The organism is Brevundimonas sp. NPDC007368 (assembly GCF_042869015.1).
Lineage (GTDB): Bacteria > Pseudomonadota > Alphaproteobacteria > Caulobacterales > Caulobacteraceae > Brevundimonas.
Genome location: NZ_JBIAFA010000002.1, coordinates 24,112 through 44,923 on the forward strand (window position 1 = coordinate 24,112; position 20,812 = coordinate 44,923).

The 20,812-nt window shown below is 67.0% G+C and carries 26 protein-coding genes; 8 read left to right on the plus strand and 18 right to left on the minus strand.

Features of this window, described 5'->3' with window-relative positions:
* Positions 1 to 46: 46 nt before the first annotated feature.
* Positions 47 to 613, plus strand: a complete 567-nt coding sequence (locus ACFYLW_RS03750; RefSeq protein ID WP_312062324.1) for a hypothetical protein — start codon at positions 47 to 49, stop codon at positions 611 to 613.
* On the opposite strand, the gene tgt is transcribed toward ACFYLW_RS03750, so the two are convergent.
* The 3 genes from tgt to queA form a co-directional block, all read right to left on the minus strand.
* On the minus strand, positions 610 to 1,725 hold the full coding sequence (tgt, locus tag ACFYLW_RS03755; protein WP_312062386.1) for a tRNA guanosine(34) transglycosylase Tgt: 1,116 nt from the start codon (positions 1,723 to 1,725) through the stop codon (positions 610 to 612). The two genes, ACFYLW_RS03750 and tgt, sit on opposite strands and share 4 nt — an antisense overlap.
* A 205-nt stretch (positions 1,726 to 1,930) precedes the next feature.
* On the minus strand, positions 1,931 to 2,398 hold the full coding sequence (locus tag ACFYLW_RS03760; RefSeq protein ID WP_312062325.1) for a hypothetical protein: 468 nt from the start codon (positions 2,396 to 2,398) through the stop codon (positions 1,931 to 1,933).
* Positions 2,395 to 3,486, minus strand: coding sequence for a tRNA preQ1(34) S-adenosylmethionine ribosyltransferase-isomerase QueA (gene queA / locus ACFYLW_RS03765; RefSeq protein WP_312062327.1), 1,092 nt, complete (start codon positions 3,484 to 3,486; stop codon positions 2,395 to 2,397). The genes ACFYLW_RS03760 and queA overlap by 4 nt, the downstream gene beginning before the upstream one ends.
* Between queA and ACFYLW_RS03770 the strand changes: the two genes are divergently transcribed.
* Positions 3,485 to 4,051 carry a MaoC family dehydratase gene (locus ACFYLW_RS03770; RefSeq protein WP_312062329.1) on the plus strand — a complete coding sequence of 189 codons (567 nt, stop codon included), beginning with the start codon at positions 3,485 to 3,487 and terminating at the stop codon, positions 4,049 to 4,051. The two genes, queA and ACFYLW_RS03770, sit on opposite strands and share 2 nt — an antisense overlap.
* Here ACFYLW_RS03770 and ACFYLW_RS03775 read toward each other — a convergent pair.
* Complete coding sequence (locus ACFYLW_RS03775) at positions 4,048 to 4,560, minus strand: hypothetical protein (RefSeq protein ID WP_312062330.1); 513 nt, start codon at positions 4,558 to 4,560, stop codon at positions 4,048 to 4,050. The genes ACFYLW_RS03770 and ACFYLW_RS03775 overlap by 4 nt on opposite strands.
* 174 nt (positions 4,561 to 4,734) lie before the next feature.
* Here ACFYLW_RS03775 and ACFYLW_RS03780 point away from each other — a divergent pair, with 174 nt between their 5' ends.
* Both ACFYLW_RS03780 and ACFYLW_RS03785 read left to right on the plus strand, forming a co-directional pair.
* Positions 4,735 to 6,402 carry a lysine--tRNA ligase gene (locus ACFYLW_RS03780; protein ID WP_312062331.1) on the plus strand — a complete coding sequence of 556 codons (1,668 nt, stop codon included), beginning with the start codon at positions 4,735 to 4,737 and terminating at the stop codon, positions 6,400 to 6,402.
* A gap of 209 nt (positions 6,403 to 6,611) precedes the next feature.
* Entirely contained in the window at positions 6,612 to 7,091 is a 480-nt protein-coding gene (locus tag ACFYLW_RS03785) for an SH3 domain-containing protein (protein WP_312062332.1), read from the plus strand.
* Positions 7,092 to 7,207: 116 nt separating this feature from the next.
* On the opposite strand, the gene ACFYLW_RS03790 is transcribed toward ACFYLW_RS03785, so the two are convergent.
* From ACFYLW_RS03790 to ACFYLW_RS03815, 6 genes are all read right to left on the minus strand, one after another.
* Entirely contained in the window at positions 7,208 to 7,843 is a 636-nt protein-coding gene (locus tag ACFYLW_RS03790) for a helix-turn-helix transcriptional regulator (protein WP_292082417.1), read from the minus strand.
* 57 nt (positions 7,844 to 7,900) lie between these two features.
* Positions 7,901 to 8,296, minus strand: a complete 396-nt coding sequence (locus ACFYLW_RS03795; protein WP_312062333.1) for a hypothetical protein — start codon at positions 8,294 to 8,296, stop codon at positions 7,901 to 7,903.
* A gap of 128 nt (positions 8,297 to 8,424) precedes the next feature.
* A complete protein-coding gene (locus tag ACFYLW_RS03800; protein ID WP_292082419.1) occupies positions 8,425 to 8,772 on the minus strand; it encodes a hypothetical protein in 348 nt (115 codons plus the stop codon).
* A gap of 112 nt (positions 8,773 to 8,884) precedes the next feature.
* Complete coding sequence (locus ACFYLW_RS03805; protein ID WP_312062335.1) at positions 8,885 to 9,292, minus strand: PaaI family thioesterase; 408 nt, start codon at positions 9,290 to 9,292, stop codon at positions 8,885 to 8,887.
* The gene (locus ACFYLW_RS03810) at positions 9,289 to 9,774 is read right to left on the minus strand and encodes a PaaI family thioesterase (protein ID WP_312062337.1); all 486 of its coding nucleotides are present in this window, start codon (positions 9,772 to 9,774) and stop codon (positions 9,289 to 9,291) included. The genes ACFYLW_RS03805 and ACFYLW_RS03810 overlap by 4 nt, the downstream gene beginning before the upstream one ends.
* 120 nt (positions 9,775 to 9,894) lie before the next feature.
* Positions 9,895 to 11,511, minus strand: coding sequence for a response regulator (locus ACFYLW_RS03815; RefSeq protein WP_312062338.1), 1,617 nt, complete (start codon positions 11,509 to 11,511; stop codon positions 9,895 to 9,897).
* 208 nt (positions 11,512 to 11,719) lie between these two features.
* Here ACFYLW_RS03815 and queC point away from each other — a divergent pair, with 208 nt between their 5' ends.
* The 3 genes from queC (at position 11,720) to ACFYLW_RS03830 (ending at position 13,510) form a co-directional block, all read left to right on the plus strand.
* Entirely contained in the window at positions 11,720 to 12,439 is a 720-nt protein-coding gene (gene queC, locus ACFYLW_RS03820; RefSeq protein WP_312062340.1) for a 7-cyano-7-deazaguanine synthase QueC, read from the plus strand.
* Complete coding sequence (gene queE / locus ACFYLW_RS03825; RefSeq protein WP_312062387.1) at positions 12,436 to 13,071, plus strand: 7-carboxy-7-deazaguanine synthase; 636 nt, start codon at positions 12,436 to 12,438, stop codon at positions 13,069 to 13,071. The genes queC and queE overlap by 4 nt, the downstream gene beginning before the upstream one ends.
* Before the next feature lie 85 nt (positions 13,072 to 13,156).
* On the plus strand, positions 13,157 to 13,510 hold the full coding sequence (locus tag ACFYLW_RS03830) for a hypothetical protein (protein WP_312062341.1): 354 nt from the start codon (positions 13,157 to 13,159) through the stop codon (positions 13,508 to 13,510).
* 226 nt (positions 13,511 to 13,736) lie between these two features.
* Here the strand turns inward: ACFYLW_RS03830 and ACFYLW_RS03835 are convergent, their stop codons facing one another.
* From ACFYLW_RS03835 to ACFYLW_RS03860, 6 genes are all read right to left on the minus strand, one after another.
* Positions 13,737 to 14,330, minus strand: coding sequence for a DJ-1/PfpI family protein (locus ACFYLW_RS03835; protein ID WP_312062343.1), 594 nt, complete (start codon positions 14,328 to 14,330; stop codon positions 13,737 to 13,739).
* Positions 14,331 to 14,431: 101 nt separating this feature from the next.
* Entirely contained in the window at positions 14,432 to 15,262 is an 831-nt protein-coding gene (locus ACFYLW_RS03840) for a hypothetical protein (RefSeq protein WP_312062344.1), read from the minus strand.
* 27 nt (positions 15,263 to 15,289) lie between these two features.
* Complete coding sequence (locus tag ACFYLW_RS03845; RefSeq protein ID WP_312062345.1) at positions 15,290 to 15,562, minus strand: hypothetical protein; 273 nt, start codon at positions 15,560 to 15,562, stop codon at positions 15,290 to 15,292.
* A gap of 211 nt (positions 15,563 to 15,773) precedes the next feature.
* A complete protein-coding gene (locus ACFYLW_RS03850) occupies positions 15,774 to 16,469 on the minus strand; it encodes a pirin family protein (RefSeq protein WP_313472624.1) in 696 nt (231 codons plus the stop codon).
* Between the two features lie 208 nt (positions 16,470 to 16,677).
* Positions 16,678 to 17,763: a chorismate synthase gene (aroC, locus tag ACFYLW_RS03855; RefSeq protein ID WP_312062348.1), complete on the minus strand. Its 1,086-nt coding sequence runs from the start codon at positions 17,761 to 17,763 to the stop codon at positions 16,678 to 16,680.
* A 10-nt stretch (positions 17,764 to 17,773) separates the two neighbouring features.
* Positions 17,774 to 18,511 (minus strand): DnaJ C-terminal domain-containing protein, encoded by a 738-nt coding sequence (locus ACFYLW_RS03860; protein WP_312062349.1) that lies wholly within the window; start codon positions 18,509 to 18,511, stop codon positions 17,774 to 17,776.
* 143 nt (positions 18,512 to 18,654) lie between these two features.
* Between ACFYLW_RS03860 and pdxH the strand changes: the two genes are divergently transcribed.
* Positions 18,655 to 19,317 (plus strand): pyridoxamine 5'-phosphate oxidase, encoded by a 663-nt coding sequence (pdxH, locus tag ACFYLW_RS03865; RefSeq protein ID WP_312062351.1) that lies wholly within the window; start codon positions 18,655 to 18,657, stop codon positions 19,315 to 19,317.
* Between the two features lie 9 nt (positions 19,318 to 19,326).
* Here the strand turns inward: pdxH and ACFYLW_RS03870 are convergent, their stop codons facing one another.
* Both ACFYLW_RS03870 and udk read right to left on the minus strand, forming a co-directional pair.
* On the minus strand, positions 19,327 to 19,941 hold the full coding sequence (locus tag ACFYLW_RS03870) for a TetR/AcrR family transcriptional regulator (protein WP_292082433.1): 615 nt from the start codon (positions 19,939 to 19,941) through the stop codon (positions 19,327 to 19,329).
* A gap of 87 nt (positions 19,942 to 20,028) precedes the next feature.
* Positions 20,029 to 20,673, minus strand: coding sequence for a uridine kinase (gene udk / locus ACFYLW_RS03875; RefSeq protein ID WP_312062352.1), 645 nt, complete (start codon positions 20,671 to 20,673; stop codon positions 20,029 to 20,031).
* Positions 20,674 to 20,812: the final 139 nt, after the last annotated feature.

The window sequence follows — 20,812 nt, forward strand, 5'->3', positions numbered from 1 at the left end:
CGTGGGAGAGGCTTCACCATGGGGGTGGGGCGTGGTCTAAGGCGGGATGCGCCAGATTTCCCATGCCGTCGCCGCCGTCTCCCTTTCGCTGGCCTTGGCCGGCTGCAACGCCGGAGCCTCGGCGCGCGGCGGCGCTGAACAGGTCGGCGCGGGGTTGGGCAACGCCGTCACGGCGCCGCTGGATGATCTGAACCTGCGTCGGCAGGAGATTCCAACTGTTCTGCTGCAGGCGGAGAGCAACCCCTACGACCTGCGCAACCTGAACCACTGCCGCACCATCGCCGCCGAGATCGCGCGGCTGGACGACGCCCTGGGGCCGGATACGGATGCGCCGCCGTCGCAGGACGGCTCCTATCTCAGCGAGCGGGCGGCGGACGCCGCCGCCGGGGCCACGCTGGATGCCGTGCGCGGGGCCGTGACCGACTTCATTCCCGCGCGCAGCTGGGTGCGGCGTCTGAGCGGCGCGGACGCCCACAGCAAGCACGTACAGTCGGCCATTCAGGCCGGGCTGCGCCGTCGGTCCTTCCTCAAGGGGGTCGGGATGCAGCGCAACTGCGCCCCGCCGGCGGCGCCGGCGGGGTTCGTGCCCCGTCAGACCCGCGGCGCGCGCTAGGCTTTCAGGTGCCGGGCGCGGAAGTCGCGCCGGAACTGCTCGAACCGACCTTCGCTGATGGCGTCGCGCATGGCCGCCGTCAGGGCCTGGAAGAAGGCGATGTTGTGCCAGCTGAGCAGGATCTTGCCGAGGATCTCATCGGCGCGGATCAGGTGATGCAGATAAGCCTTTGAATAGTCGTTGGACGCGGGGCAGGGCACGCCCCTGTCCAGCGGGTCCTGATCCTCGGCAAAGCGGGCGTTCTTGATGTTGATCGGCCCGTCCCAGGTCCAGGCCTGGCCGTGGCGACCGGCGCGGGTGGGCAGGACGCAGTCGAACATGTCAACGCCGCGCCAGACGGCCTCGACCAGATCGATCGGCTTGCCGACGCCCATCAGATAGCGGGGGCGGTCCTTGGGCAGGAACTCAGGCGCGAAGTCCAGCACCTCGCACATGGCCTCATGCCCCTCGCCGACGGCCAGGCCTCCGATGGCGTAGCCGTCGAAGCCGATCTCCTGGAGGCGTTCCGAGGATTCGCGGCGCAGGTTCTCATAGGTCGAGCCCTGCTGGATGCCGAACAGGGCCTGCGTATCGCGCGTGCCGAAGGCGTTCTTGGAGCGCTGGGCCCAGCGGGCCGACAACTCCATGCCCTGACGGGCGCGCTTTTCCTCGGCGGGCCAGGCGACGCATTCGTCCAGTTGCATGACGATGTCGGAGCCGAGGCGGTCGGCCTGAATCTGGATCGAGCGTTCCGGCGTCAGGACGTGTTTCGAGCCGTCGATGTGGCTGGAGAAGGTCACGGCCTCCTCGGTCAGCTTGGAAATGCCCGACAGGCTCATGACCTGGAAGCCGCCGGAGTCCGTCAGGATCGGCTTGTCCCAGCGCATGAAGTTGTGAAGCCCGCCCAAGCGCTCCATCCGCTCGGGGCCGGGGCGCAGCATCAGGTGATAGGTGTTGCCCAGCAGGATGTCCGCGCCGGTCTGCTTGACCTGATCCACCGTCAGCGCCTTGACCGTGGCGGCGGTGCCGACCGGCATGAAGGCGGGGGTGCGGATGTCTCCGCGCGGGGTCTTCAGCGCGCCGGTGCGGGCGCGGCCTTCGGTGGCGTTGATCTGGAAAGGAAAGGGCAACAGTTAACTCCGCTCATCCCCGCGGAGGCGGGGACCCAGGCTTTAGCCATGTCCATGCGGCTGGCTCGTGGCTCTCAAGCATATGCGGGTCCGCCCTGTCACCCCCGACATCGTCATCCCGGCCTTGAGCCGGGATCGCGGCAGGCGTCGCGTTTTGAGCGGTCCCGGATAACGGCTTCGCCGTTTCCGGGATGACGACCTGTTGGGACTAGCGCAGGCTTTCCAGCATTTCGGCGCGCTGCAGGTCCTTGGGGCGGCCGAACAGGCGGCAGGTCTCGATCTGCTCGGTGATCGAGGGCGTGAAGACGGTGAAGTCCTCCAGCACGATCGGCACGCGGGTCGAGAAGGTGACGGGAACCCAGTCGCCGCCGGCGCGCACGTCCATATTGGCCATGACGTCCAGCGGCACGGGCGTGGTCAGGATCTGGCCGAAGACCTGCGAACGGAACAGACCCTCGCCGGGATCGGGCGTGACCTCGCCGTGAAGACCCTCGATCAGGCGGCGCGCGTCACGCGGACTGCACAGGATGTCGATGTCCGGCGCCCGCCAGTCCTGCAGCCCCCACAGCACCATGGCCGCGCCGCCGAAGATCCACCACGGGTCCTGCATCTCGCTCGCCGCTGAAGCGAGGATGTCCAGGGAGGCGGCGAAATCGTCGGGCAGGTTCTCGGTCATGCGTCCTTCCTGAACAGCAGGCTCCCGTCGCCATAGGAATAGAAGCGGTAGCCGTTGTCGATGGCGTGGGCGTAGGCGGCGCGCATGGTCTCCAGCCCGGCGAAGGCGCTGACCAGCATGAACAGGGTCGATTTCGGCAGGTGGAAGTTGGTCATCAGCACGTCGCAGGCGCGGAAGCGGTAGCCGGGCGTGATGAAGATGGCGGTGTCGCCGTGGAAGGGCTGGACCACGCCGTCCTCGGTCGTGGCGCTTTCCAGCAGGCGCAAGCTGGTGGTGCCGACGCAGACGATGCGGCCGCCGGCGGCGCGGACGGCGTTCAGGGCGGCGGCGGTCTGGGGCGAGACCTCGCCCCACTCGGAGTGCATCTTGTGGTCGGCGGTGTCGTCGGCCTTGACCGGCAGGAAGGTGCCGGCGCCGACGTGCAGGGTCACGGCGTGGGTGCTGACGCCGCGCGCGCGGATGGCGTCCAGCAGGGCCGGGGTGAAGTGCAGGCCCGCCGTGGGCGCTGCGACCGAACCGTCATAGGTGGCGAAGACCGTCTGATAATCCCTCAGGTCGCGGTCGTCCTCGGGCCGCTTGGCCGCGATATAGGGGGGCAGGGGCATGACCCCGACGTCGCGTATGGCGTCGTCCAGCGCCGGCCCGGCCAGGTCGAAGCGCAGGGTGATCAGGCCGTCTTCGTCCTTCGCCTCGACCGTGGCGTCGAGGCGGCCCAGCTCGCAGGCGGCGTCGTTGCTGCGGCCGAAATGGATGCGGTCGCCCGGCTTGATGCGCTTGCCCGGCTTCATGAAGGCGGACCAGACGTCGGGGGCGTCGCGGTGGTGCAAGGTGGCCTCGACCTCGACGGTCAGGGTCTCGCCCTCCGGCCCGATCCGCTGGCGCACGCCGGACAGGCGCGCGGGGATGACCCGCGTGTCGTTGAACACCAGGGCATCGCCGGGCTGCAGGAAGTCCGGCAGGTCGCGGATGATCCGATCGTCCAGCGCGCCGTCCCTGACCACCAGCAGACGCGCGGAATCGCGCGGCTCGGCAGGGCGCAGCGCGATGCAGGCATCGGGCAGGTCGAAGTCGAAATCGGAGGTCAGCATGAGGACGGGCAAAGGCCATGCCCGCGCCGCCGGGTCAAGGCGCAGGGCGGTTGGCCGCGCCGCGCGAAGCGACTATCTGACCCCCAGTTCGCATGAGGAAGACGACATGGCCGATCGCTATCTGGACGACCTGACGGTCGGTGAAAGCTGGGAAGGGGCGCCCTTCACCATCACCGAGGCCGAGGTGATCGCCTTCGCCGAGCAGTTCGACCCCCAGCCGATGCACATCGACGCCGCCGCCGCCGCCGAGGGCCGGTTCGGCGGTCTGATCGCCAGCGGCTGGCACGTCGCCTCGCGGGTGATGCGCGAGTTCGTCGATGCGGGCTATTTCGGCGCGACGCCACTGCTGGGCATGAATGTCGACGCCCTGTGGTGGGTACGACCTGTACGGCCGGGCGACACGCTGACGGTTCGCCGCGAGATCATGGAAATCCGCCCGTCAAAGAGCCAACCCGACCGGGGCGTGGTCCGCACCAAGACCTGGGTGACCAATCAGGACGGCGATCTGGCCATGAGTTTCGAGAACCAGATGCAGTTGCCGAGAAACGCCGAAGCGCGGCTCTAGGCCCCGCCGATCAGGCGGGGTCGACCCAGTTGGCGGACCAGAGGGCTCCACATCGTGGCGATGTGGCTGCCGCCATAGACCACGAGGACGCGGCGATGCGTGTCCAGCCGTGACCGGATTAGGTCGAGCAGGTGCTGGTCCCTGATCCTCATATGCAGTTTGTTTTCCCTTTGGATGGGGCCTGCATAGTCGGGGTCGTGGCTGGCCAGCCAGTCTGGGTCGGCGTTCAGATCCAGGCCGGTGCGGTTGCGATACCAGGCGCGAAAGGCCCCGACGCTCGGGTCGGGGGCGGGCCTCAGGCCGCGCGCGCTGGATCGCGCCCAGCGTTCGAAGACGGCGTCGAAGCGGGGATCGGAGGGGCCGGTGATGTCGCCCTCCCGCCTGCTCTGCTCAAGCGGGCCGAAGAGGGAGGCGTAGAAGGCGTCCTGAGGGTCGCTGCCCCCGGCCAGCAGGGCGGCGTAGATATCCTGATCAGGCTCGCCGCCCCACAGGGGGAGATCGCGCGCCATGGCCAGTTGCGCCGTATAAAGGGCTTCGCCGGCTGAAGCGGGGTCCGGTGAGGCCACGCAGGATGAACACGGCGGGTGGGCCGCGCCTACTTAAATGCCTGTCATGCGAGGCAGGGTTGGGTTGATCCGCCCGCTGCGGTTGACCGCGCGCGTTCAAGGCTGCAAAGCCCGTGGATGCTTCAGAACCTTGAAACCCTGTCCCGTGAGGCCCGTTCGTGGCCGTTTGAGCAAGCGCGCAACCTGCTGGCCCACGTGCTCAAAAAACGGCTGTCGGACGCGGAGCGCGATGCGGCGAAACTGCTGATCGACGCGGGCAAGGCGGACGAGGCTCTGGCGACCTTCGAGGCGCTGAACCGGCCGGTGATCCTGGAGACGGGTTACGGACCGTCCGGCCTGCCGCATATGGGCACCTTTGGCGAAGTCGCCCGCACGACCATGGTGCGCAATGCGTTCCGCGCCCTGACCGGCGATCACTGGCGCACGCGCCTGATCGCCTTCAGCGACGATATGGACGGCCTGCGCAAGGTGCCCGAGGGGGTGCCGAACCCGGAGATGCTGCGCGAGGACCTTCATCTGCCGCTGACCAAGGTGCGCGATCCGTTCGGCACGCATGACAGCTTTGGCGCGCACAACAACGCCCGCCTGCGCGCCTTCCTCGACAGCTTCGGCTTCGACTACGAGTTCATGTCCTCGACCGAGACCTATCGGTCGGGCCGGTTCGACGCGACCCTGCTGACCCTGCTGGAACGCTTCGACAAGGTCATGGGCATCATGCTGCCGACCCTGGGCGAGGAGCGTCGCGCCACCTATTCGCCCTTCCTGCCGATCAGCCCGATCACCGGCCATGTGCTGCAGGTGCCGACGCTGGAGCGCAATGTCGAGCGCGGCACCATCGTCTTTGACGATCCTGCGGGCGGCCGCACCGAGGTCCCCGTCACCGGCGGCCATGTGAAGTTGCAGTGGAAGCCCGACTGGGCCATGCGCTGGACCGCGCTGGACGTCGACTATGAGATGTCGGGCAAGGACCTGATCGAGAGCGTGCGCGAGAGCGGCAAGATCTGTCGCGCCCTGGGCGGCACGCCGCCGGAAGGCTTCAACTACGAGCTCTTCCTCGACGTCGAAGGCAAGAAGATCTCCAAGTCCAAGGGCAACGGCCTGACGATGGAGGAGTGGCTGCGTTACGGCACGCCCGAGAGCCTGAGCTGGTACATGTTCCAGTCGCCGAAGTCGGCCAAGAGCCTGCACTTCAACGTCATCCCGCGCGCGACGGACGACTATCTGTCCTTCATCGAGCAGTACAGGACGCAGGAACCGGCCAAGCAGATCGACAACGCCGTCTGGCACATTCACTCAGGGACCCCGCCCGAGAGCGCCTCTCCGGTATCCTTCGCGCTGCTGCTGAACCTGGTCGGCGTGGCCAACGCCTCCAGCAAGGACCAGCTGTGGGCCTATTTCGCCAAATACCTGCCGGACGCCACGCCGACGAGCGAGCCCGTGCTGGACCGCCTGATGGGCTATGCGCTGAACTACTACGAGGACTTTGTGAAGCCCTCGAAGACCTATCGTCTGCCCGACGACAAGGAGAAGGCGGCGCTGCTGGATCTGGCGGACCGTCTAAAGGCCCTGCCGGCCGACACGACCGACGGCGAGATCATCCAGGGCGAGGTTTACGCCGTGGGCAAGGCGCATGAGTTCGAGCCGCTGCGGGCCTGGTTCCAGGCGCTCTACGAGGTGCTGCTGGGCGCCTCGCAGGGACCGCGCTTCGGGTCGTTTGCGGCCATCTATGGTCTGCCCCAGACCATCGCCCTGATCGAAGCGGGCGCGAACGGCGAACTGGCCTAGAGCTGAATGATTGGAGCCGTCGCAGGAAACTGTGGCGGCTCTTTTCTATTGAGGGGGCAGGGCCTCAAGCAGCCCGAAGGGCGATAGGCCCAACAAGGATGTGCGGTAGGCCCAAGAAAGATGAACCGAAAATAACGGCGAGGCCGGGGGAGCCTTCAGCTTCGCCGGGGCATTGTCCTCCTCACGACACTCGATGACAGGAGAGAGACATGTCGAAGTTCTTCAAGGCGGGTCTGGCCGCCACCGCAATGTTCGCCGCTCTGGGCTCGGCCGCCGTGCCGATGACCGCCAGCGCCATGCCGCAAGCCAACGGCGTCACCAACTGTGACGCGCCGGGCGGCCGTCAGCGCGCCGGCGCCGCGATCGGCGCCGTACTGGGCGGCCTGGCCGGCAGCCAGGTGTCCAAGAATGAGCGCGCCCTCGGCGCCGTGGTCGGCGCGGGCGCCGGCGCCGCCGCCGGTTCCTACATCGGCTGCAACCAGCAGCGCGCGCGTTCGGCCAACCAGGCGGCCGCCAACTCCTACCGCGCCACGTCGAACCTGCGCATCCGCACGGGTCCGGGGACCAGCTATCGCCAGACCGGCAGCCTGTCGGCCGGCCAGCCCTTCACCGCCGTGGGTTCGCAAGGCGAGTGGGTCCAGATCGCCGGCGGCGGCTGGGTGAACGCCCACCACGTCGCGCCGAACTAAGCCACTGACAGTCTGAATGGAGAGAGCCGTCCCTGACCGGGGGCGGCTCTCTTTTTGTGCGCTATCGGCCGTTCGGCCTACTTGAGCGCCAGTTTCGTGGCTGTGCCGGCCTTGGGCTACTGACTGACCCAGAGGATGCGTGCCATCCACAGGATGTCGCGGCGGGGCAGGGCGCGGGGCGGATAGGCGGGGTTGATCGAGGCCAGGGTCACTTCGCGCGCATTCATCGCTGCGATCTCCTTGGCCAGGGTCTCGCCTTGAGCGGTTCGCACCGCCACCCGGTCGCCGCGCCGCACATCTGAAGCCTCCAGATCCACGATCACCCGGTCGCCGGGGCGATAGAGGGGCGCCATGGAATCCCCGTCGATGGTCAGGCTGAACAGGCTGTCCTTGTGCGTCGGCAGGCTGGTCTGGTCCCAGCCCTCGGCCAGGGGCAGGCCGGCGTCGTCGAAGAAGCCGTCGGCGCCCGCCTTGGCCAGGCCCAGCAGGGGGATGGAGCGGTCTTCGGCCGGGGCGTCGTCGGCGAGTGCGGCGAAGGCGGCCAAGGAAAGGCCAGTCGCCTCCAGAACTCGGGTCAGGCTCTCGGTCGAAGGCCAGCGCGGACGGGGCGGCTCGCCGGGGCCGAAGCGTTTGGACGGATTGAAGCTGGTGGCGTCCAGGCCCGCGCGACGCGCCAGGCCGGACGGCGAGGTTCCCTCGCGACGCGCCAGGGCGTCCAGGGCCTTCCAGAGTCTGGCGTGGGAGAGGGGCAAGGGCGTTCCTGCAACGGCGACGCCAGCAATCTATCGCGGAGTGATAGGAATATCCACCTATTCGGCTTCGTCGCCGATGGCGCGGCGTTCTTGCCACGCCCAGAAGGTGCCGATGGCGATCGCGAGCATGATGCCGTAACCGGTCATGTTGACGACGGTATAGAAGGCCGAGATGGGGGTGCGCAGGTCCGCCATGATCATGATGTGGCTGGTCACGGCCAGAAGCTGCAGGGCGCAGGCCCAGACCGGCCACGAACGCGGCGCCTTCCAGACCATGGTGCCGAAGACGATCAGCAGCACGACGTCGACTGCGAAGACGCCCCATTGCACGCCGAAATAGCCGCCCGAAGTTTGCGCCATCAGCGACGCAAACCAAGCGAACAGATAGGCGCCGGCGCCTATGCGCTCGGGTTCTCCGCCCTTGAGCAGGGCGAACAGGCCTACAATGACCATGAATCCGGCACCAACGTAGCCAGCAATGGTTTCAAACACGAAGGCCCCCACTGTCGCCATGACAATGGGGGCCAACATACAGCAGAGTTATCGAGAACCGGAGCCTCGATATCCTAGATTACGCCGAATTAAGCGACGCGCAGATGATCGCTCTTGCGGGTCATCGGGCGGTCGTCCCACTCGTCGGGCTTGTTCAGCGGGCCGGCGGCGTAGACGCCGTAGCCGAGGCGACGGTGATCCTTCTGCAGCTCGGCGTGGCAGGCGACGACGGCGTCGCGGGCGGTGCTGAGAGCCATGATGGCCTCGATGGCCTTGGCTTGCGAAGCAGCGCCGGACACCGGAGAGATCGACAGGGCGGCGCGGGCGCCGATCATCGACTGAACCAGGGTGGTGGCGTGGGTGATGGCGTCATCCACAGCCTTTTCGGTGGCGTAGAGGTCGCCAGCGACGCTGGCGATGACTTCAGAGCGATCCATGGCTTTACCCCTCAATAAAGAAACACCGTCATTTCTTAACGCGTATTAAGGGTGTTTGGTAGGGGTTTGTTTACCAAGGGTTACGTTTCAATCTTAAGTTGTTTTCGCCGCCCTAGGTTGAGCCCTCATCGTCATCGAGCAGGAAGTGGGCGGTCAGGGCGGCGATGGGCTGGTCGCGGCCTTGCTGCCAGGCCTCGGCCACCACGTATGCGACGCGCCGGCCGGCCTTGTTGATCCGGGCCTGGGCGAAGACGTCGTTCGGGCGACCCGAACGCAGATAGGCCACGGTGACGTTGATCGGGCGGGGCAGACGCAGGCGCGGATAGGTGAGCGCCACCTGGGCGACGGCGGTCATCTCCAGCAGGGCGGCGGTCGATCCGCCGTGCAGGGCCGGCAGCATGGGATTGCCGATCAGATGGTCGGCAAAGGGCATGACGACCGTCAGTTCGTCCCCGTTCAACTGCGTCTGCAGGCCCAGGAAGCGGGCGTAGGGCAGGCTGTCGAGCAGGGGGGCGCTCATGCAGCGTCTCCAGTGTGGCTGGCCCGAGGGCGCAGGTTGGCGCCGGCGCGGTGATCGCCCTCGGCGCTGATGACATAGGCGGACTGGGCGGCCGCCACGGGATCGGCGGAGTCGTCCTCGAAAGCCCAGGCGCGGACGAAACCGATGCTGCGCGTCAACCGGTAGCAGCGTGCCTCGGCGATCAGATCGCGCTTGGGCATGGCGGCGCGCATGTAATCGACCCGCAGATCGAGGGTGGCGATGGGTTGATAGGTCCCAAGGCCGACCCAGACCGCCAGGCCGCCGACATGGTCCAGCAGGGTGGTGACCAGCCCCCCGGCGAGGACGCCGGTCTCGGGATCGCCGATCAGGTCGTCACGATAGGGCACGCGCAGGCGCACGCGGTCGCCGTCCAGACCTTCATACTGAAAGCCCAGGGCATGGGTGTGAGCCGCGCCCGCGGCGAGTTGCGGCAGCAGGTTGGTCAAAAACATATCCGTCATCGAGACGCCCTTGGCTAAGGCTGTCGACGGTCAGGCCGAGCGTGACAGCGCTCGCCTTGGTGGCCCGTGGCGCGGGGGCTTGTCCAGTGGCCGCGGGTCAGGCCGCCGGAGGGCGAGGGATCAGGCGGCGGGACGTTTCCGCGCCGTCGGCGCGTCCGACGCGACGGCGGGGTCGGCGGCGAGAGCCGCGTTCATCGCCATGCGCAGGCGCTCCGGTTTGATGGGCTTTTCCACCACGGCGGCCATGCCGACGGCCAGATAGTGCTTGGCGTCCTCAGGATCGGCGTTGGCGGTCAAGGCCACGATGGGAATGTTCCGGCTGTCACCGGGCAGGGCGCGAATGGCCTGAGTCGCCTGGACGCCGTCCATGCGCGGCATCTTGATGTCCATCAGGATCAGGTCGAACGGACGAATCTGAACGGCTTCCAGCGCTTCCTGGCCGTCCTCGACGGTTTCCGACGTGCAGCCGAACATTTCGCACAGGGCCTGGGCCACGACGCGGTTGGTCGCGTTGTCGTCGGCGATCAGGACGTGCGGGCGGGCCTGCAGATCCAGTTCGTCCAGGGTGGAGACGTTGGACGGCTCTTCCTGTTCGATGACGGCGCGCGGCGCCGACAGGTCGAAGGCGAAGGTGGCGCCGCGACCGATATTGTTCTCGGCCCAGATGCGGCCGTCCATCTGCTCGATCAGGTGGCGGCTGATCGCCAGGCCCAGGCCTGCGCCGTCCGCGCCGTCCGTCTGTTCGAAAATCTGGTCGATGCGCGTCGAGTCTACGCCGGGGCCGTCGTCACGAACGCGAGCTTCCAGGCGCACATGGTCGCCGATGACCATGGCCTTGAGGCTGGCTTCCACCATGCCGTTGCGGGCGAATTTCAGGGCGTGGCCGATCAGGTTGTTGAACACCTGGGTCAGGCGCGCGCCGTCCAGCACGCCGGCCAGCTCGGTGTCGCCTTCATAGCCGACCATCAGGGTCACGCCGTCCTGGGCGGCGCGGGGCGCCCACAGGGCTTGAACCTCGTCCATTACGGCGCGCAGCGGCGTCGGCTCGGGCTTCAGTTCCAGCTCGCCGGCCTGGGCTCGTGCCAGGTCCAGGGCGTCCTGCAGGGTGTCGAGCAGGGTTTCCGAGGAATCGATGATGGTCTGGACGTGGGCGAGAGCGGCTTGGCTCAGAGGCTGGCGACGCAGCAGTTCGGCGACGGCCAGGACGCCGTTCATCGGCGTGCGCAGTTCGCGGCTCATCAGGCCCATGAACTGGCTCTTGGCGCGGGCCGAGGCTGCGGCCTGGACCTCGGCGTCGTTGAGGGCGCGCACCTGATCGCTCAGGTCGAGGTTCTGCTGGCGCTGGATGGCGTTGACCGCGCGCAGCAGGGACACAGCCGTGCCGACGCCGCGATAGGCGCCGTTGCGGGTGACGATGAAGCCGCGCATCAGGGCGCCGGGCCCGCTCTTCAGGATGATGTCGGAAAAGGCGTCGATGCGGACCCCGGCTTCGACCACGGCGGGTTCGGCGTCCATGACGTGGGTGACTTCGCGGGCGCCGTACAGACTCTGACCCAGCGAGCTGGACAGCTTCATCAGGAAGTCGCTGCGTTCGATCAGCCCCAGGGGGCGTTCGCCATCGACGACCGGGATGACCAGGGTGTCCGGTTCGCGCTCAAACCGAGCAAGGACCGCGCTCGCCATGGTGGCGGCGGTCACCGGCTCTGCGCGCTCGGTCAGCACTTCGATCGTCGGCATACGGCCGGCACTCCAATATGGAGTTTTACATTCTGTGAGAACGCTTTGCGAAAGGGTTAAGGGCGAACCGAATTTGCTCAAACTGACGAAAAGGGTGGAGCGGTCGTGTTTTGCGGCGCGACGCCGAGTGGCGTATAGGGAGGGCTGATCCAATCTTTCCCTGTCTCCTTCTGGATGCGCGCGGCCGTCGGCCGACCGCAGGTTCGTCATGAGCGTTACGCCGCAAGCTTCTGAAAAATCGGCCCTTGTTTTGTTTTCGGGCGGGCAGGACAGCGCCACCTGCCTGGCCTGGGCGCTGAAACGCTATGACCGCGTCGAGACCATCGGCTTCGACTATGGCCAGCGTCACGCGGTCGAGATGCAGGCGCGCCAGACGGTGCGCGAGCAGATGGTGAACGTCCTGCCGCAATGGTCCGACCGGCTGGGGCCGGATCACGTGGTCGACCTGACAGGTTTCGGGGCCATCGGCGAGACGGCCATGACCACGGATCGCGCCATCGAGGCTGACGCGCGCGGCCTGCCCAACACCTTCGTGCCGGGGCGCAACCTGATCTTTCTGGTGGCGGCGGCGGCCCTGGCCGACCGCAGGGGGCTGGAGGTTCTGGTCGGCGGCATGTGCGAGACCGACTTCTCGGGCTATCCCGACTGCCGCAACGATACGATCCAGGCCATGAGCCAGGCCCTGACCCTGGGGCTGGCCAGGCCGTCGCCGATCGAGACGCCGCTGATGTTCCTGACCAAGGCCCAGACCTGGGCCCTGGCCGAGCGGATCGGCGGCGCGGCGTTGGTGGAGATGATTGTGGAGGCCAGCCACACCTGCTATCTGGGCGACCGGACCCATCGCCACGACTGGGGCTATGGCTGCGGCACCTGCCCGGCCTGCGAGCTGCGCGCGGCGGGCTATGGCGAATGGGCGGCGCGCGCGTGACCTATTCGGCCAAGGAAGTCTTTCTGACGGTGCAGGGCGAGGGTGGTCAGGCCGGAAGGCCCGCCGTCTTCCTGCGCTTTGCCGGCTGCAACCTGTGGAGCGGGCTGGAGCGGGACCGGGCCACCGCCGTCTGCAGCTTCTGCGACACGGATTTCGTCGGCGTGAACGGCGACGGCGGCGGCAAGTTCAAGACCGCCGACCTGATGGCCGACCATGTCGCCGGCATGTGGCGGGGTCGCGAGGGCGATCCCAAGCTGGTGGTCTGCACCGGCGGCGAGCCGCTGATGCAGTTGGACGCGCCCCTGATCGAGGCCCTGCACGCCCGCGGGTTCGAGGTCGCCATCGAGAGCAACGGCACCCTGGCCGCGCCCGAGGGGATCGACTGGATCTGCATCAGCCCCAAGGCCGACGCGCCGGTGGTCCAGACCTCGGGGCAGGAGCTGAAGCTGGTCTTCCCTCAGCCGCTGGCCATGCCCGAGCGGTTCGAGGGTCTCGACTTCGAACGCTTCTGGCTGCAACCCATGGACGGCCCCGACCAGGCCGCCAACACCGCCGCCGCCATCGAATACTGCCTGACCCACCCGCAATGGCGGCTCAGCGTCCAGACCCACAAATACATCGGGGTGCGATAGGCGCGAAGCGCAAGGTTGACGACCATCGTTCTTTGAATGACTGTGTGCTCCTTTCTCAAGGAGTGGGCTAATGAGATGTTCTGCGTTGGGCTTCCTCATCTGTATATCGGTGGGAGCGGTCGGCGCTTCGGCGCAAACCTCAAATCCCCCTGTTCAGCCAATGTTGCTGCCGCCACAGTCGCCACCGGTGGTGCAAAGGATCCCCGATCCGAATTGGCGCAATGTCATGGAGATGCGGATCTCTGAGTGGGAAATCGGCGTACGGGGGAATCGTGAGGCGGCCCGTGATGAGCGTCAGAAATTCAGGCGGGCTCAGCGTCTTGCCAGGATGATCAATGGCGGGCGGTGCGATGATGCATTCAAGCAAGCATTGCTTGAGAAGGATCGCGATATGGCTCAGCGCGTTGCTGATGTCTGTAGCAATGGCAGCGTATCCTAAAGGGACGAATGTCGCGTCTCATTGTATTAATGCGTCGCACGGGTTCAGGGTGGTCTTGAATTCCGTGCGACGTATTCAGTTGCGCTGCGTTGGCGGGGCCATATGCCTTTTTGGTAGTAGAGTAAGTATATTGAGGGGCTTTTCGCGATAGGGGCTCGCTTCGGCCCTGATTGTTTGCTCAACGGCTTGTCGCCCTGCTTAGGCTAATGCTGAGCGCCCTCGGGCTTTAGAAGCGGCCCACCGCCGCCATCGCCCGCGCGACGTATTCAGCCTTCTCGCCGACGGGGGCGACGTAGTGGATGGCGTCTTCGGCGTCCTGAACTGTCGCCAGGCGGGCGATCATCCAGGCGGCGAGGTATTGCGAGGCGAGGCAGCCGCCGGCTGTGGCGACATTGCCGTGCGCGACGAAGGGGGCGTCCACGACATTGACGCCGGCCTCGACCACCCAGGGCCTGGTGGTCAGGTCGGTACAGGCGGGCAGGTCGCCGATCAGGCCCAGTTTGGCCAGCAACAGGGTTCCCGAGCACTGGGCGCCGATCAGTTGACGCGACGGGTCCAGTTGCAGGCGCGACAGGAAGGCGGGATCGGCGGAGTAGTCGCGGGTCTTGATGCCGCTGCCGATCAGGACGGCGTCGGCCTCGGCCAGGAACTCCAGCGGCTTCTGGCGCTGGATGGTGACGCCGGCCATGGAGGTGACCTCGGGCGTGGGGCAGGTGATGTGGGCGGCCCAGCCTTGCGCTTTCATCCGGTTCAGGATGCCCGCCGCGATGAAGCTGTCCAGCTCGTTGAAGCCGTCGAGGGTCAGGATGGCGATCTGCATGCTTGGCTCGCTTGGGGAGGAAGGCTCACCCTAGGCCGCAAATGGCGCGGTCCGACAGGGCCGCTTGGCGCGTGAGCGGCCTGATCACAGCCAAGGGGCTGTCAGAGGCCTTCTCTCGCAACGGCGATCAGCAGAGGGACAAAGATATAGGCGACCTTGCCTTCGTTGGCGGCGGCGTCGTCGGGGTGAAGGCGCGAGCCGTTTCTGTTGAGGGCTTCGCTTCGCGCGCTTCGGACGTTCATGGCCTTTGGAAAGTGGTCGGCATGGCATTGGCTGTAGGCGCCGTTCTGAATGATGCAGCTCAGTTCCAGAGAACGTCCGGGGCGACCGCCGACGTCGCCTTCGCGCGGAGGCCTTTGCAGTCGCAGGTCCGGCGCTGCCCTGGGTATGGCGTCCCGGTCGTCCACAAGCGGGTATCCGCAGGCTGTCAGTACGCGATCGAGATTGGCGGACTGGGCTGGAAGATCGAACGCGGCGTTGATCGGTGCGCTGTCTCCGGGAGCGGACCGAAGCCGCAATCCGCCGCCCGCGCGCAGGAACCGCGCATCGCGGGCAGGCAGGGTGCTGGTCAGGGAGCCGCCTTCATCCATGGTCCACGACTGGGTGTCGGTTGCGCCGCCTGAACGGGTAGCGGTGAGAAGGCGCGACGTTTCGGTGGTCGCCGGCAGGCCGGCCAACAGAACCCGGAGTTGGCCATTGGCGCACTGGGCGATGACGGCGTGGCCCGAGTCGTAGCGGACAGCGGCGACGGTCAGGCTGCGAGCGGCGTCCTCAGCGAATTCCCAGTCGTCATCGGCCTGAGCCGCAGCCGTTGTTGTTCCCCCAAGACCGAGGCCGGCGATCGCCAGCGCTGCAAGTCCTTGCCTCAATCCACGCATCGCCGATCCCCTCTTCCGGCTAAGGATTTGGGGTCTGGCGGGTGAGGTCGTCAAGACTGTGAGAACGGCATGAACAAGGCCCTAGCAGTCCTTGCCCTGGCGCTGGCGTTGTTCGCAGCGGCGCTGTTCGCGTTCCCATTCGCGCTGCTCGCGCTCGCGCCTGGCCTTGGTTTCCTCGTCCGAGGTGGTGACGGCGTCGAAGCCCGCGCCGACCACGGCGCCAGTGGCCTTGACCGTGCCGCCGACGACGGCCGCGCCGGTGCCGACCACGGCCCCGACCAGGCAGCCTTGCAGCATCAGCGAACCGCCGATGACGGCCAGAAGGGCGGTCGCCCGCGCGAAGGGTTTGGTCATGAGAATCTCCCGAGGCGCCCATTCTGCGCGACGGAAGTGAACAGAGGCTGACGGCGGGATCGTGGCCCGCATCCTTTTGCCGTCATCCCGGGGCCGCGAAGCGGAACCCGGGACCCAGACGTGGGCGGCCAGCGGGACGGCACAGTGGATAGAGCCGCCGCCTGGGTCCCGGATAACGGCTGCGCCGTTTCCGGGATGACAGAGGGTGTTCTTACAAACTGTCGACCATGACCAGTTCGGCGTCTTCGCTGGCCGTGATGGTGATCACGGCTTCGTCGACGATGCCGGCGCCGTCGCGGGCGTTCAGCGTCGTTCCATTGACGTCCACCCGGCCCACGGCGGGCACCAGATAGGCGCGACGCCCGGCGGCCAGGTCATAGGTCAGGCTCTCGCCCGCCTTCAGCGTCGCCGCCAGAATCCTGGCGTCGGCGTTGATCGACAGGGCCTCGTCCGCCGGATCGCCCGAGGCGACGACGGTGAAGCGGCCCGAACGGTCGCTCTTGGGAAACTCCCGCTGGCCCCAGGACGGCGGGGCGCCCGGCTTGTCCGTCTCGATCCAGATCTGGAACAGGGTGGTCGTCTCGTTCTCGAGGTTGAACTCGGAGTGACGCACGCCCGTGCCGGCGCTCATCACCTGAACATCGCCCGCGCCGGTGCGGCCCTTGTTGCCCATCGAGTCCTCGTGGGTGATGGCGCCGGTGCGGACATAGGTGATGATCTCCATGTCGGCGTGGGGGTGGGGCGGGAAGCCCGACTTGGCGGCGATCTCGTCGTCGTTCCAGACGCGCAGACGGCCCCAGCCCATACGCTTGGGATCATAGTAGTTGGCGAACGAGAAGTGGTGTTTGGCGTTCAGCCAGCCGTGGTTGGCGCCGCCGAGGGTGCTGAAAGGTCTGACGTCGATCATGGTGCGGTCTCCCTGTGGCGCAGCCTATGCCGCGCTGTTCGAGACCTATATAGGTAACAATGACTGTTGCGAAAAGGGGTGTGACACAAAGCTTGTCATCCCGGAAGTGTCGGAGCCGCTATCCGGGACCGCGAGAAGTGCTGACGGCGGCGTTCCTTGCGGTCCCGGCTCTGCGCTGCGCTTCGGCCGGGATGACGGCTGTGGGGCGCTACCCCACCTGCGCCCGGTGGCGCAGCATGGCGTCGGCCAGGACGATGGCGGCCATGGCCTCGACGACCGGGACGCCGCGCAGGGCGACGCAGGGGTCGTGGCGGCCCTTGGTGCGCAGGTCGATCTCGGCGCCGTCGCGGTTGATGGTCTGGCGCAGGGTCAGGATGGAGGAGGTGGGCTTGAACGCCACGCGCGCCGTCAGCGGCTGGCCGGTGGAGATGCCGCCCAGAACCCCGCCCGCCTTGTTGGACAGGAAGACCGGCAGGCCGTCGTCGCCCAGGCGCATTTCATCGGCGTTGTCCTCGCCCGTCAGTTCGGCGGCGCCGAAGCCCGCGCCGATCTCGACGCCCTTGACCGCGTTGATCGACATCAGGCCCGAGGCCAGTTCGGCGTCCAGCTTGGCGTAGAGCGGCGCGCCCCAGCCGGCAGGGACGCCCGTGACCTCCAGCGCCACGACGGCGCCGATGGAGGAACCGGCCTTGCGCACGCCGTCCAGATAGGCCTCCCACGCTGGGACGACCTCAGCCGAGGCGGCGAACAGGGCGTTGTCATAGACGGCGTCGAAGTCGAGGGCCTCGTCGGCGATGTGGTGCGGACCCAGCTGGACCACGCCGGCGCGGATGCGGATGGTCTCACCCAGAACCTTGCGGGCCACGGCGCCTGCGGCGACGCGGCTGGCGGTTTCGCGGGCGGAGGAGCGACCGCCGCCGCGGTGGTCGCGCACGCCGTACTTGGTCTGATAGGCGAAGTCGGCGTGGCCGGGACGGAAGGCGCGGGCGATCTCGCCGTAATCCTTGGAGCGCTGGTCGGTGTTCTCGATCATCAGGCTGATCGGCGTGCCGGTGGTGACGGGACCGTTTCCGTCGTCGAAGACGCCGGACAGGATGCGGACCTGGTCAGCCTCCTGCCGCTGGGTGACGAAGCGGCTGCCGCCGGGCTTCCTCAGGTCGAGCAGGGGCTGGATGTCGGCCTCGGTCAGCGGGATCAGCGGCGGGCAGCCGTCGACGACGCAGCCGATGGCCGGGCCGTGGCTTTCGCCCCAGGTGGTGACGCGGAACAGATGACCGAAGGTATTGTGCGACATGGCCTAACGCTTAGGCCGCGATGCGCTCCGGCGTCCAGACCCGCGTGAAGCGCAGCAGCAGGTCTTCGGCGGCCGAGGGCAGGTCGGCCGAGGCCTCCAGCTTGACGAACAGGTCGCCGGCGGGCCGACTGCCGCGTGCGGGCAGCCCCAGGCCTTTCAGGCGCAGACGCACCGGCTCGACCATGTCGGGAACCAGCCAGGACGAGCGCGGACCGGCGTGTGTCATGATCTCGATGCGACCGCCGTCGTCCATCATCCGTTGCGGCACGGCCCAGGTCATGAACAGGTCGCCGCCCAGGACCGACAGGCCGTCGGCGGGCCGGATCAGGGCAGGCAGCAGAAGGTCGCCGCCGTTCGCGGCGCCGCGTTTCAGCCGGATCGTGTCGCCGCTGCGGACGCCCGGCGGAGCGTGGATCAGCAGGGTGCGACATCCGACGACCACGCGGACGCAACCGCCGCTGATCGCCTGCATCGGCGTCAGGGTCAGCAGGGGCGCAGGGGCGGGCGGCGGCGTGAAGGGCGCCGACTTGGCGTGCGATGCGGGGGCGGGCAGGGCCAGGGTCTGGGCCTGCAAGAGGCGATAGGCGGCGATGACGCGGCGGAACCTGTCGGCGTCGCCGCCGTGCGCGTCGGGACGCGCGGCCTTGACCGCCGTACGGAAGGCAGCGGTCAGGCCTTCAGGACCGACGGGCCCGGTCAGGCCCAGCAGCGACCGGGCGTGTTCAGGGGTGAGGGCGTCCGCGCACATGGCGACCAGCCTCGGGCCAATATGGTCAAGACTGGGTTAACCTTGTCGATTGAAACGAGAATTTCAGTTTATGGTGAAGCTTGGTGTCGCGCCTTAGTCTACGGCTGATGACGTAGGGGAAATGCGGGTGTAGAGAATCACGCATGACCCAGCCCCTGATCCCGCCCAGCCCGTCTGTTCAGGACTACGCCGCGCAACTGGCGGCCAATGCGGACGAGACCATGTTCGAGCAAGTCGAGCCCTATGGCCTGTTCGCCGAGTGGCTGGAGGCGGCCAAGGCGTCGGAGCCGAACGACGCCAACGCCATGACCCTGGCGACGATCGACGCTGAGGGAATGCCGGATGCGCGGATCGTCCTGCTGAAGGATGTGGACGTGCGCGGCTTCACCTTCTTCTCAAACCAGGAAAGCGCCAAGGGCGAGCAGCTGTGGGCCCATCCGTCGGCGGCCCTGGTCTTCCACTGGAAGAGCCTGCGCCGGCAGGTGCGCGTGCGTGGTGTTGTCGAGCAGGTCAGTGTGGCCGAGGCCGACACCTACTTCGCCAGCCGTGCGCGCGAGAGCCGTATCGGGGCCTGGGCTTCTGATCAGTCGCGGCCGCTGGCCAGTCGGGCGATGCTGGAAGCGCGCGTCGCTGAAAAGACGGCGAGCTTTGACGGGCAGGAAGTGCTGCGCCCGGATCGCTGGACGGGCTGGCGAGTCGTGCCGCAGCAGATCGAGTTCTGGCGCGATCGAGCTTTCCGGCTGCACGATCGGTTGCGGTTTGACCGCGAAGGCGAGGCCTGGCGCCGGACGCGCCTCTGGCCGTAAGGGGCTCGACTAGACGGCGTAGCGGGCGAGGAAGGTTTCGACTGCGTCCTCGGCGATCGCGCGCGGCGCACGTTCAGCGACGACGTCGTCGCCCGTGACCAGCGGGACGAAGAAGACGGGGTGTTCGATCATCCCCATCAACTGCCCCGCCGCCCATGAAGGCTTGTCGACCTTCATCTGGCCATCGGCGGTCATTTCCATGAGCATTCCGATCAGGACGGCGCCGAAGTCGTTTCGTCCCCGCTCGAAGAAATGCATGGCGATGGCTTCAAAGCGCGGGCGTTCCGCCAGCACCAGTCGAAACACGGAGCGAACGAAGGTGTCGCTCATGAACTCTGCATAGGCGCTCATGAAGGCCGCCAGCCGCTCGCGCGGCGTGCCGCTGACGATGGGCACGGCGCCCATGTGTCGGGCGAAGTCCTCCGAGGCGTCGTTGATCACCGCTTCGAAGAGCACCGCCTTGCTGTCGAAAAAGGCATAGAGGGTGGCCGTTGAGACGCCGGATTCCCGAGCGATCGGCTCCATTCGTGTGCCAGCGTAGCCTTCGTTGATGAAGTGCAATCGGGCCTGGCGCACAATGGCGGCGCGTCGAGGATCATCGAGATCTTGGGCCAAAGCAGTCATCGTTACATACCCGTAAGGACTATGGATAACGTGCCTTTAAAATGCCACGATTGCAACAGGGAACGAAGTTCTGCGAATCGAAATCAATTAATGATGCCAAGCCGCTAGGAGCGGGTGGGCGAGAACCGGAGCGGCGAGGCGAATGACCGCCTGCGGATCTTCCAGCCGTACGGCCGCCGTAGCGTCAGCGACGATGAAATCGGCGTGGGTGCGCGAAGGTTCCGTATGGCGCTCGTGCCCGGGCCGCACCGTCAGCAGGTACTGGTGAATGACGGATTCGGCGGTGCGGCCGCGCTCGGTCTGGTCGCGCAGCAGTCGGCGGATGAAGCGGATGTCGGCGGGGGTGTCGACAAAGACCTTGATGTCGAACAGGGCGGTCAGAGCCGGGTCGCACAGCACGTGGGTGCCTTCCAGAATCACCACTTCGGCCGCCGGGATGGGTTCGCCGCCCGGATCGCGGCCGTGGTGGATGAAGGAATAGAGGGGGGCGACGACGGGACGGCCGGCCTTCAAATCCTTCAGGTGCTGGATCAGCAGGTCGTGGTCGCGAGCGGCGACATCATCGAAATCATGAGTCTCGGCGTCAAAGCCCGGCACGCTGGCGGCGTCCAGATAATAGGAATCTTCGCGCATCAGCACGGCTACGCCGGCGGGCAGGGAGGCGACCAGGGCTTCGGCCAGTGTGCTCTTGCCGGAGCCTGAGCCTCCAGTGATGGCGATGAGGATGGTCATGGGGGTCTCCGTGCGTTCCGGCGGCTTTTAGGCGGATCGCGCGCGATTGACGACAGGCCAGGGCCGCAGAAGCGAGGAGAGGCGCGTTCGCCGAAGAAAGATCGTCAGACGAGCGGCGGCGGCCAAGGCGCGAGATCAG

Coding starts and splice junctions, on each gene's coding strand:
- pdxH (WP_312062351.1), top strand. CDS start 18,655: ATGACCCAGCCCCTGATCCCGCCCAGCCCGTCTGTTCAGGACTACGCC.
- ACFYLW_RS03775 (WP_312062330.1), bottom strand. CDS start 4,560: ATGGCGCGCGATCTCCCCCTGTGGGGCGGCGAGCCTGATCAGGATATC.
- ACFYLW_RS03845 (WP_312062345.1), bottom strand. CDS start 15,562: ATGACCAAACCCTTCGCGCGGGCGACCGCCCTTCTGGCCGTCATCGGC.
- ACFYLW_RS03835 (WP_312062343.1), bottom strand. CDS start 14,330: ATGCAGATCGCCATCCTGACCCTCGACGGCTTCAACGAGCTGGACAGC.
- ACFYLW_RS03760 (WP_312062325.1), bottom strand. CDS start 2,398: ATGACCGAGAACCTGCCCGACGATTTCGCCGCCTCCCTGGACATCCTC.
- ACFYLW_RS03815 (WP_312062338.1), bottom strand. CDS start 11,511: ATGCCGACGATCGAAGTGCTGACCGAGCGCGCAGAGCCGGTGACCGCC.
- ACFYLW_RS03850 (WP_313472624.1), bottom strand. CDS start 16,469: ATGATCGACGTCAGACCTTTCAGCACCCTCGGCGGCGCCAACCACGGC.
- ACFYLW_RS03750 (WP_312062324.1), top strand. CDS start 47: ATGCGCCAGATTTCCCATGCCGTCGCCGCCGTCTCCCTTTCGCTGGCC.
- ACFYLW_RS03870 (WP_292082433.1), bottom strand. CDS start 19,941: ATGACTGCTTTGGCCCAAGATCTCGATGATCCTCGACGCGCCGCCATT.
- ACFYLW_RS03810 (WP_312062337.1), bottom strand. CDS start 9,774: ATGACGGATATGTTTTTGACCAACCTGCTGCCGCAACTCGCCGCGGGC.
- ACFYLW_RS03795 (WP_312062333.1), bottom strand. CDS start 8,296: ATGGTCATTGTAGGCCTGTTCGCCCTGCTCAAGGGCGGAGAACCCGAG.
- ACFYLW_RS03800 (WP_292082419.1), bottom strand. CDS start 8,772: ATGGATCGCTCTGAAGTCATCGCCAGCGTCGCTGGCGACCTCTACGCC.
- aroC (WP_312062348.1), bottom strand. CDS start 17,763: ATGTCGCACAATACCTTCGGTCATCTGTTCCGCGTCACCACCTGGGGC.
- queC (WP_312062340.1), top strand. CDS start 11,720: ATGAGCGTTACGCCGCAAGCTTCTGAAAAATCGGCCCTTGTTTTGTTT.
- udk (WP_312062352.1), bottom strand. CDS start 20,673: ATGACCATCCTCATCGCCATCACTGGAGGCTCAGGCTCCGGCAAGAGC.
- ACFYLW_RS03860 (WP_312062349.1), bottom strand. CDS start 18,511: ATGTGCGCGGACGCCCTCACCCCTGAACACGCCCGGTCGCTGCTGGGC.
- ACFYLW_RS03805 (WP_312062335.1), bottom strand. CDS start 9,292: ATGAGCGCCCCCCTGCTCGACAGCCTGCCCTACGCCCGCTTCCTGGGC.
- queA (WP_312062327.1), bottom strand. CDS start 3,486: ATGCTGACCTCCGATTTCGACTTCGACCTGCCCGATGCCTGCATCGCG.
- ACFYLW_RS03770 (WP_312062329.1), top strand. CDS start 3,485: ATGAGGACGGGCAAAGGCCATGCCCGCGCCGCCGGGTCAAGGCGCAGG.
- ACFYLW_RS03780 (WP_312062331.1), top strand. CDS start 4,735: ATGCTTCAGAACCTTGAAACCCTGTCCCGTGAGGCCCGTTCGTGGCCG.
- ACFYLW_RS03785 (WP_312062332.1), top strand. CDS start 6,612: ATGTCGAAGTTCTTCAAGGCGGGTCTGGCCGCCACCGCAATGTTCGCC.